The organism is Aeromonas molluscorum 848 (assembly GCF_000388115.1).
In the GTDB taxonomy this organism is placed as follows: domain Bacteria; phylum Pseudomonadota; class Gammaproteobacteria; order Enterobacterales; family Aeromonadaceae; genus Aeromonas; species Aeromonas molluscorum.
This window is the reverse complement of the sequence record NZ_AQGQ01000176.1, coordinates 1-7,959: the sequence shown is the minus strand read 5'-3', so window position 1 is coordinate 7,959 and position 7,959 is coordinate 1. Positions and strand designations below refer to the sequence as shown.

General features: G+C 59.6%; 6 protein-coding genes, 3 tRNA genes and 2 pseudogenes. 3 read left to right on the top strand and 8 right to left on the bottom strand.

Going from position 1 to position 7,959, the window contains the following annotated elements; all coding sequences use genetic code 11:
* Positions 1–4 precede the first annotated feature (4 nt).
* The 8 genes and pseudogenes from G113_RS17405 to lolB all read right to left on the bottom strand — a co-directional run bounded on the left by G113_RS17405 (position 5) and on the right by lolB (position 5,132).
* Positions 5–79 (bottom strand) — tRNA-Gln (locus G113_RS17405).
* A 14-nt stretch (positions 80–93) separates the two neighbouring features.
* A tRNA-Met gene (locus tag G113_RS17400) sits at positions 94–170 on the bottom strand.
* Between the two features lie 236 nt (positions 171–406).
* Positions 407–1,498, bottom strand: coding sequence for a redox-regulated ATPase YchF (ychF, locus tag G113_RS17395; protein ID WP_005907895.1), 1,092 nt, complete (start codon positions 1,496–1,498; stop codon positions 407–409).
* Positions 1,499–1,637: 139 nt separating this feature from the next.
* Positions 1,638–2,234, bottom strand: a complete 597-nt coding sequence (gene pth / locus G113_RS17390) for an aminoacyl-tRNA hydrolase (protein ID WP_005907894.1) — start codon at positions 2,232–2,234, stop codon at positions 1,638–1,640.
* Positions 2,235–2,467: 233 nt separating this feature from the next.
* Complete coding sequence (locus G113_RS17385) at positions 2,468–3,415, bottom strand: ribose-phosphate pyrophosphokinase (RefSeq protein ID WP_005907893.1); 948 nt, start codon at positions 3,413–3,415, stop codon at positions 2,468–2,470.
* Between the two features lie 217 nt (positions 3,416–3,632).
* Positions 3,633–3,707, bottom strand: a tRNA-Gln gene (locus G113_RS17380).
* Positions 3,687–4,557 (bottom strand): annotated as a pseudogene (gene ispE / locus G113_RS17375) (4-(cytidine 5'-diphospho)-2-C-methyl-D-erythritol kinase). Before ispE ends, G113_RS17380 begins: the two are co-directional and overlap by 21 nt.
* Positions 4,554–5,132: a lipoprotein insertase outer membrane protein LolB gene (gene lolB / locus G113_RS17370; RefSeq protein ID WP_005907891.1), complete on the bottom strand. Its 579-nt coding sequence runs from the start codon at positions 5,130–5,132 to the stop codon at positions 4,554–4,556. The pseudogene ispE and the gene lolB overlap by 4 nt, the downstream one beginning before the upstream one ends.
* A 129-nt stretch (positions 5,133–5,261) precedes the next feature.
* Here lolB and hemA point away from each other — a divergent pair, with 129 nt between their 5' ends.
* From hemA to G113_RS17355, 3 genes and pseudogenes are all read left to right on the top strand, one after another.
* The gene (hemA, locus tag G113_RS17365; protein ID WP_005907890.1) at positions 5,262–6,518 is read left to right on the top strand and encodes a glutamyl-tRNA reductase; all 1,257 of its coding nucleotides are present in this window, start codon (positions 5,262–5,264) and stop codon (positions 6,516–6,518) included.
* Between the two features lie 51 nt (positions 6,519–6,569).
* Complete coding sequence (gene prfA / locus G113_RS17360; protein ID WP_005907889.1) at positions 6,570–7,658, top strand: peptide chain release factor 1; 1,089 nt, start codon at positions 6,570–6,572, stop codon at positions 7,656–7,658.
* Between the two features lie 49 nt (positions 7,659–7,707).
* Positions 7,708–7,959 (top strand): annotated as a pseudogene (locus tag G113_RS17355) (peptide chain release factor N(5)-glutamine methyltransferase); the annotation flags it as partial.

The window sequence follows — 7,959 nt, the reverse complement described above, 5'->3', positions numbered from 1 at the left end:
AAAATGGCTGGGGTACTAGGATTCGAACCTAGGAATGGCGAGATCAAAACCCGCTGCCTTACCGCTTGGCGATACCCCAACTGCAACTAGAAATGGTGGCTATGACGGGATTCGAACCTGTGACCCTCGCATTATGAGTGCGATGCTCTAACCAACTGAGCTACATAGCCAACCTAGCGTCCAGTGAGTCGTTGCCTCGTCACTGTGCGGCCCGAATTATGCGGATCTGGCTTTGGGGCGTCAACCCTTTTTTTGCCAGAAAAACCGAATTTGAGTGCGTTTGGCCAGATATTGCGCTCTGTCGTGCAAAAGCCCAACAATCTGGTTTTTTTAAACTCATGGGGATGACCATAAAGGCCTGAGCCATGAGAAAAAACAGGCCAGCAAATGCTGACCTGTCATGGGGTTAGACGTTGAACAGGAAGTTCATGATATCGCCATCCTTGACGATATAGTCTTTCCCTTCTGCTCGCATCTTGCCCGCTTCCTTGGCGCCTTGCTCACCCTTGTAGGTGATAAAATCATCAAACGCGATGGTTTGTGCGCGAATAAAGCCTTTTTCGAAGTCGGTGTGGATCTTGCCTGCCGCTTGCGGGGCAGTGGCGCCGACCGGTATGGTCCAGGCCCGTACTTCTTTCACGCCAGCGGTGAAATAGGTCTGCAGGTTGAGCAGTTCATAACCTGAGCGGATCACCCGGTTCAGACCCGGCTCTTCGATACCCAGATCGGCCATGAACTCGGCGCGATCGTCGTCATCCAGTTCGGCAATGTCGGACTCGATGGCGCAGCAGACCACGACCACGACCGCATTTTCGGCGGCGGCGATTTCACGGACCTTGTCGAGGAAGGGGTTGTTGTCAAAGCCATCTTCCGCCACGTTGGCAATGTACATGGTGGGCTTCAAGGTCAGGAAGTTGAGGTGGCTGACGGCGGCCAGCTCCTCTTTGTCCAGTTTCATGCCACGGATCATCTGACCCTCTTCCAGCACGGCGCGGATCTTCTCCAGGGTCTCAACTTCCAGTTTGGCATCCTTGTCGCCGCCCTTGGCGCGCTTGGACTGACGGTGGATGGCGCGCTCACAGGCATCCAGATCCGACAGGGCCAGTTCGGTGTTGATCACCTCGATGTCATCGGCCGGGGAGACCTTGCCGGCAACGTGGATGATGTTTTCATCCTCGAAGCAACGCACCACGTGGCCGATGGCTTCGGTTTCGCGGATGTTGGCCAGGAACTGGTTACCCAGGCCCTCACCCTTGGAGGCGCCCGCGACCAGACCGGCGATGTCCACGAACTCCATGGTGGTCGGCACCACGCGCTGGGGGTTGATGATGGCCGCCAGGGCGTCGAGACGCGGATCCGGCATGGGGACCACACCCGTGTTTGGCTCAATGGTGCAGAACGGGAAGTTGGCGGCTTCGATGCCAGCCTTGGTCAGCGCATTGAACAGGGTGGATTTACCTACATTGGGCAGGCCCACGATACCGCATTTGAAACCCATGAATAGTTACCTTACGTGATGGATGCTGTGAGGAGCCGCCAACGCGGCTCCTGTCTATCTTTCTGCCCTGAACGGTACAGCGTTCATGGCCCGTATCTTGTTCACGCGGCATGAATACGCAGGTATTCATGCCGCGTGCTTATGCTTTTTCGGCCTTGAAGCTGTGCAAGCGATTCATGGCCTTGGTCATACCCTGTTTGAACAGAATGTCGGTGGCGCGCAGGGCTTCGTCCAGTGCGGCATCGATCAGACTCTGTTCACTGCTGGGCGCCTTGGTCAGCACGAAGCCAGCGACCAGCTCCTTGGCTCCGGGGTGGCCGATGCCGAGTCGCAGCCGGAAGAATTCCCTGTTATTGCCCATCTTGGCGATGATGTCTTTGAGGCCATTGTGGCCCCCATGACCCCCGCCTTGTTTGAACTTGGCGATGCCGGGGGGCAGATCCAGTTCGTCGTGGGCAACCAGCATCTCTTCGGGCGCTATCTGGTAGAAGCGGGCCAGGGCAGCCACTGCCTTGCCGGAGAGATTCATATAGGTGTTGGGGATGAGCAACCGCACATCCTCTCCCTCGACCAGGATGCGGGCGGTGTGACCATGGAACTTGGGCTCTTCACGCAGGCTGGTGTTGTGCCAGCGGGCCAGTTGCTCCACATACCAGGCGCCCGCATTGTGGCGGGTCTTGGCATACTCGGCGCCAGGATTACCCAGACCGACGATCAATTTGATTTGGCTTGTCACGCTCAGTCTCTTCACTCGCAGCAGCCCGAAGCGGAGTGCCTAGGGCAATAGGACGCAATATTCTAGCCGCCGAGTGGCGATCACTCAACCAATGCCGTCCCGGCTCGCCATTTGTTCTGTTGCCAAGCCCGTTCACGCCGGGATCCTGGTCGTTCGCCGAGTACTGAAAAGAGAAAAAACCGCCCTGGGGCGGTTTTTCTTATTTGGCCTGCCAGCAAGCTGGCGAGCCAGCATCAATGCTCGAACATGGCAGAGATGGACTCTTCGTTGCTGATGCGGCGAATGGCCTCGGCCAGCACGGTAGAGAGGGTCAGCTGCTTGACCTTGCCGATGGCCTTCATCTCCGCGGTGAGCGGGATGGAGTCGGTGATGATCAGCTCGTCGATGACGGAGTTCTTGATGTTTTCGACGGCGGAACCGGAGAAAACAGGGTGAGTTGCGTAAGCAAATACCCGCTTGGCGCCACGCTCTTTGAGCGCTTCGGCCGCTTTGCACAGGGTGCCACCGGTATCGATCATGTCATCGACAATGATGCAGTCTCGGTCGGCGACGTCACCAATCAGGTGCATGACCTGGGAGACGTTCGGGCGGGGACGGCGTTTGTCGATGATGGCAATGTCGGTGTCGTCCAGCAGCTTGGCGATGGCACGGGCACGTACCACGCCGCCGATGTCCGGGGAGACAACCACAGGGGACTCGAGGTTTTTGGACTTCATGTCTTCGAGCAGCACCGGGCTGCCGAACACGTTGTCAACCGGGACGTCGAAGAAGCCCTGGATCTGCTCGGCATGCAGGTCAACGGTCAGCACGCGATCGACACCTACGCTGGACAGGAAGTCGGCGACAACCTTGGCGGTGATGGGGACACGGGCGGAGCGGACGCGGCGGTCCTGACGGGCATAGCCAAAGTAGGGGATGACAGCGGTGATACGGCCAGCTGAAGCACGACGCAGTGCATCCACCATGACGATCAATTCCATCAAATTGTCGTTGGTCGGGGCACAGGTGGATTGAATGATGAAGATATCGCCACCACGTACATTCTCATTGATCTGTACGCTGATCTCGCCGTCGCTAAAGCGACCTACGGCAGCATTGCCGAGTTTGATAAACAGGCGATCTGCGATCTTCTGGGCTAGTTCCGGCGTTGCGTTACCAGCAAACAGCTTCATGTCAGGCACGGTTTGAAACCTCGGGGTTGCATCCAGTATGTGGGTGAGTCCGCAATCGAACCCATATCGTTCGCTAGCAAACGATTTAGCAAGCTGACGGGGCAGGGCAATGGGCCCGGGTCGGCAGACCAACCGAATGAACTATGCAGAGACCTTATAACAGAGGAGAGGGGGTCGAAGCCATGACGGTCGTCAGCCTTCGGTGATCCTTCCTATGCGTCAATGATGGCTGGGGTACTAGGATTCGAACCTAGGAATGGCGAGATCAAAACCCGCTGCCTTACCGCTTGGCGATACCCCAATCATTGAGTCTGTTGCAATGTCACGAAGAGTGGTGATATGTTCTCGCCCTTGGCGACAAATCCCCCCCACTCTCTCGGTACCTTGGCCAACACCTTTCGAGCACTCTCTTCGTCTTCAAACTGAGCAAAGACGCAGGCTCCTGTGCCCGTCATTCTTGACGGCGCGTATTCTAGCAACCAGCCGAGCGCATTGGCAACCTCGGGGTGGCGCTTTTTCACCAGTGGCTCGCAATCGTTTTTCCAAACCCCGTCCAGCAGGCTGCTCAATGCCAATTTGGGGGTACTGCGTGGCAAGTCCGGATCCTGAAAAACCTCGGCCGTGCTGACGTGGCACTCGGGTTTGAGAACTAGGTACCAGGCTTCGGGCAATTCCACCGCTTGCAACCGCTCGCCTACGCCTTCGGCAAAGGCGGCGCGCCCGCGCACGAACACTGGCACATCGGCCCCCAGGCTCACCCCCAGCTCGGCCAACTCATCCAGGCTCAATCCCCCTTGCCAGAGATGATTGAGGGCCACCAGGGTAGTGGCGGCATCCGATGAGCCGCCACCAATGCCACCGCCCATGGGCAGTACCTTCTCCAGTCGGATGTGGGCCCCCATGGGATGGCTCAACCTGGTTTGCAGCAGCCGGGCGGCGCGGATGATGAGATTCTGCTCATCAGGTACGCCGGGAATGGCCGGGCTCAAGGTGAGCTGGTCGGTGTCCGGCAGCGGCTCGAATTCGAGCCAGTCGCCGTGATTGAGGAAGATAAACAGGGTCTGCAGCTCGTGATAGCCGTCCGGGCGACGGCCATTGATGTGCAGGAACAGATTGAGTTTGGCCGGGGCAGGCCAGCGAATCTGGCTCATGGTTGCAGGATCCACTCGTTGATCTGCAGCTTGAGTCGGCTTTGGGGGCCGGTCATGTTGAGCAAGTGGGGCAGGCGGTAGCCATTTTGATCCCGGTAGTCCTGATAGTTGATCTGCCATTGGCCATCACGGACGCTAGCCAGACTGTTGTCCGGGTTGAGGTTGTAGTCGGCCTTGCCGGGCAACCCCTTGATCCACTCGGGCAACCCGTCGATGGGCAGGTGCCATCCGGTGAGTCGGTAGATGAGCGCCTCGGCATCCTGACTCTGATGCAGCTTGCCTTCGTTGTCGGTCAGGCTGACTTTTCCTTGCTCTCGACTCAGCTCCAGTATGCTGGTGCCAATCAGGCTGGTGAGGTTCAAGCGGTAATCATCGCCGTTTTGTTGCCAGTTGAGGCGCGCGCTGCCCTTCTGCTGGGCCGTGATGATGGCCATCTTGCCCGATAGCTGCCAGTGATCAAGACGCTCTAGTCGGGTCCGCTCTTGCTGCCAATCCACTTGCTGGCGTTGGGGTTGGGTCGTGGTACAGCCGGCTAGCAGTAGCAGGCCAAGTAGGGGGAAAAGTCGCAAGAACAAGGTAAGGCTCCCGAAATGGTGATTTGTCACAGTATAAGGGGCGGCCGTATTGCTTTTAAAGCCTTACCCTTTCTCGTACAATTGTCGGCCTTATACACCCTGTGCCCAAGAAACGATCAGCGCCCACTCATGAGTCTGCTTGCCCTCGGAATCAACCACAACACCGCCAGTGTCGCCTTGCGGGAACGGGTCGCCTTTGGCCCGGATTGCATCGACCATGCCCTGCGGGAGTTGGCGGCGCAGCCCGGGGTGAGCGAGGCGGTGATCGTCTCTACCTGCAATCGCACCGAGCTCTATTGTGCCCTGGAACAAGGTCATGGCGAGCAGGTGGCCCAGTGGCTGCAGCAGTATCACGGCCTGGATAACGCCGAGGTGGACAAGGCCATCTACCAGCATCATGACGAGGAGGCGGTGCGCCACCTGATGCGGGTCGCCTGTGGGCTTGACTCTCTGGTACTTGGCGAACCGCAGATCCTGGGGCAGATCAAGCAATCCTACGCCCATGCCCAGCAGGCCGAGGTGCTCAAGGGGTCGCTGGAACGGCTGTTCCAGAAGGCATTCTCCGTGGCCAAGCGGGTGCGCACCGACACCGAAATAGGCGCCAGCGCCGTGTCGGTCGCCTTCGCGGCCGTGAGCCTGGCGCGCCGTATTTTCTCGGATCTCTCCCAGACCAAGGTACTGCTGGTCGGGGCCGGTGAGACCATCGAGCTGGTAGCCCGTCACCTGCGCGAGCAGAACGTCCGTCAGATGATGGTGGCCAATCGCACCCTGCAGCGCGCCCATACCCTGGCCGAGGAATTTGGCGCCCAGGTGATGACCCTCGAAGAGATCCCGGATTATCTGCACGAAGCGGACATCGTCATCACGTCTACCGCCAGCCCCTTGCCCATCATCGGCAAGGGCATGGTGGAGCGGGCACTCAAGGCGCGCCGTTTCAGGCCCATGTTCCTGGTGGATATCGCCGTGCCCCGCGACATAGAGGCGCAGGTGGACGATCTCCCCGATGCCTACCTCTACACGGTCGATGACCTGCAGGGCATCATCGAGCAGAATCTGGAGACTCGCAAGCGGGCAGCCACCCAGGCCGAGGTCATCGTCCTGGAAGAGCGCGACGAGTTCATGGACTGGTATCGCTCCTTGCATGCGGTGGATCTCATCCGCGACTACCGCGCCCAGGCCCAGCAGTACGCCGAAGAGGAGCTGACCCGCGCCCTGCAAGCGCTTGCGCAAGGGGAATCCCCCGAGGCGGCCGCTCGCGCCTTGACCCACAGACTCACCAACAAGCTGATCCATGCTCCGACCCAGGCCCTTCGCCAGGCGGGGGCGAGCGGGGATCGCGAACAGCTGATCCAGCTGCGTCAGGTACTTGGCCTGTCAGCGGACTAACTTTGCCCGGGCAGGCCACGCCGCCCCGTCACCATTGAGATATCGGGAACTATGAATCCGTCACTGATCAGAAAGCTGGAAGGCCTCATCGAGCGCCACGAAGAAGTACAGGCCTTGCTCGGCGAGCCGGGGGTGGCCTCGGATCAGGACAGATACCGCGCCCTGACCCGGGAATATTCCCAGCTGGAAGACATAGTCCACGCCTTCCAGCGTTTTCGTCAGGCCGAAGACGATCTGGAAACCACCAAGCTGATGCTGGAGGACACGGACACCGACTTGCGCGAGATGGCACAGGAAGAGCTGCCCCTGGTCAAAGCCACGCTAGAAGAGCAAGAACAGGCGCTGCAGGTGATGCTGTTGCCAAGAGATCCCCGGGATGACAACAACTGTTATCTGGAGATCCGTGCCGGGGCGGGCGGTGATGAAGCCGCCATCTTTGCCGGCGATCTGTTTCGCATGTACTCGCGCTTTGCCGAGCGTCAGGGCTGGCGCCTCTCCATCGTCAGCTGCAACGACGGTGAGCATGGTGGCTACAAGGAGGTGATCGCCAAGATAGATGGCGAGCACGTTTATGGCCGCCTCAAGTTTGAATCCGGTGGCCATCGCGTGCAGCGCGTGCCCGAGACCGAATCCCAGGGGCGGGTGCACACCTCCGCCTGTACTGTCGCCGTGCTGCCGGAAGTGCCGGAAGCCGAGCAGATCGAGATCAATGCGAACGACCTGAAGATAGATACCTTCCGCGCCTCCGGGGCCGGTGGTCAGCACGTCAACAAGACGGATTCCGCCATCCGCATCACTCACCTGCCGACCGGTCTGGTGGTGGAGTGCCAGGATGAGCGTTCCCAGCACAAGAACCGCGCCAAGGCGATGTCCGTGCTCAGCGCCCGTTTGCAGGCGGCGGAAGATGAACGTCACCGCGCCGCCGAGCAGAGCACCCGTCGCAATCTGGTCGGGTCCGGCGATCGTTCCGAGCGCATTCGTACCTACAACTACCCTCAGGGTCGCTTGTCCGAGCACCGCATCAACCTCACCCTCTACCGGCTGGGCGAAATACTGGAAGGGGATCTCGACTGCGTCATTACCCCCCTGGTGCAGGAGTATCAAGCCGATCAGCTCGCCTCTCTGGCAGAGAACAGCTGATGCAGCATCTCTGTGCCGATAGCGCCATGACCTCGGTGGAGCGCCGCTGATGCAGATCCAGCAAGCCCGGGCCCATATCATGGCGACGTTGGCCTCCGGGGAATCCCCCCGCGCCGATGCCGATGCGCTGCTCTGCCATCTGCTGGATTGTCGGCGCAGCTACCTGATGACCTGGCCGGAGCGTACCCTCGATGCCGCCCAGCAGGCCACTTTGCAGGCGTGGCTCACTCGCCGTCTGAATGGTGAGCCCATCGCCCACCTCATCGGAGAGCGGGAATTCTGGTCGCTCCCCCTCAAAGTC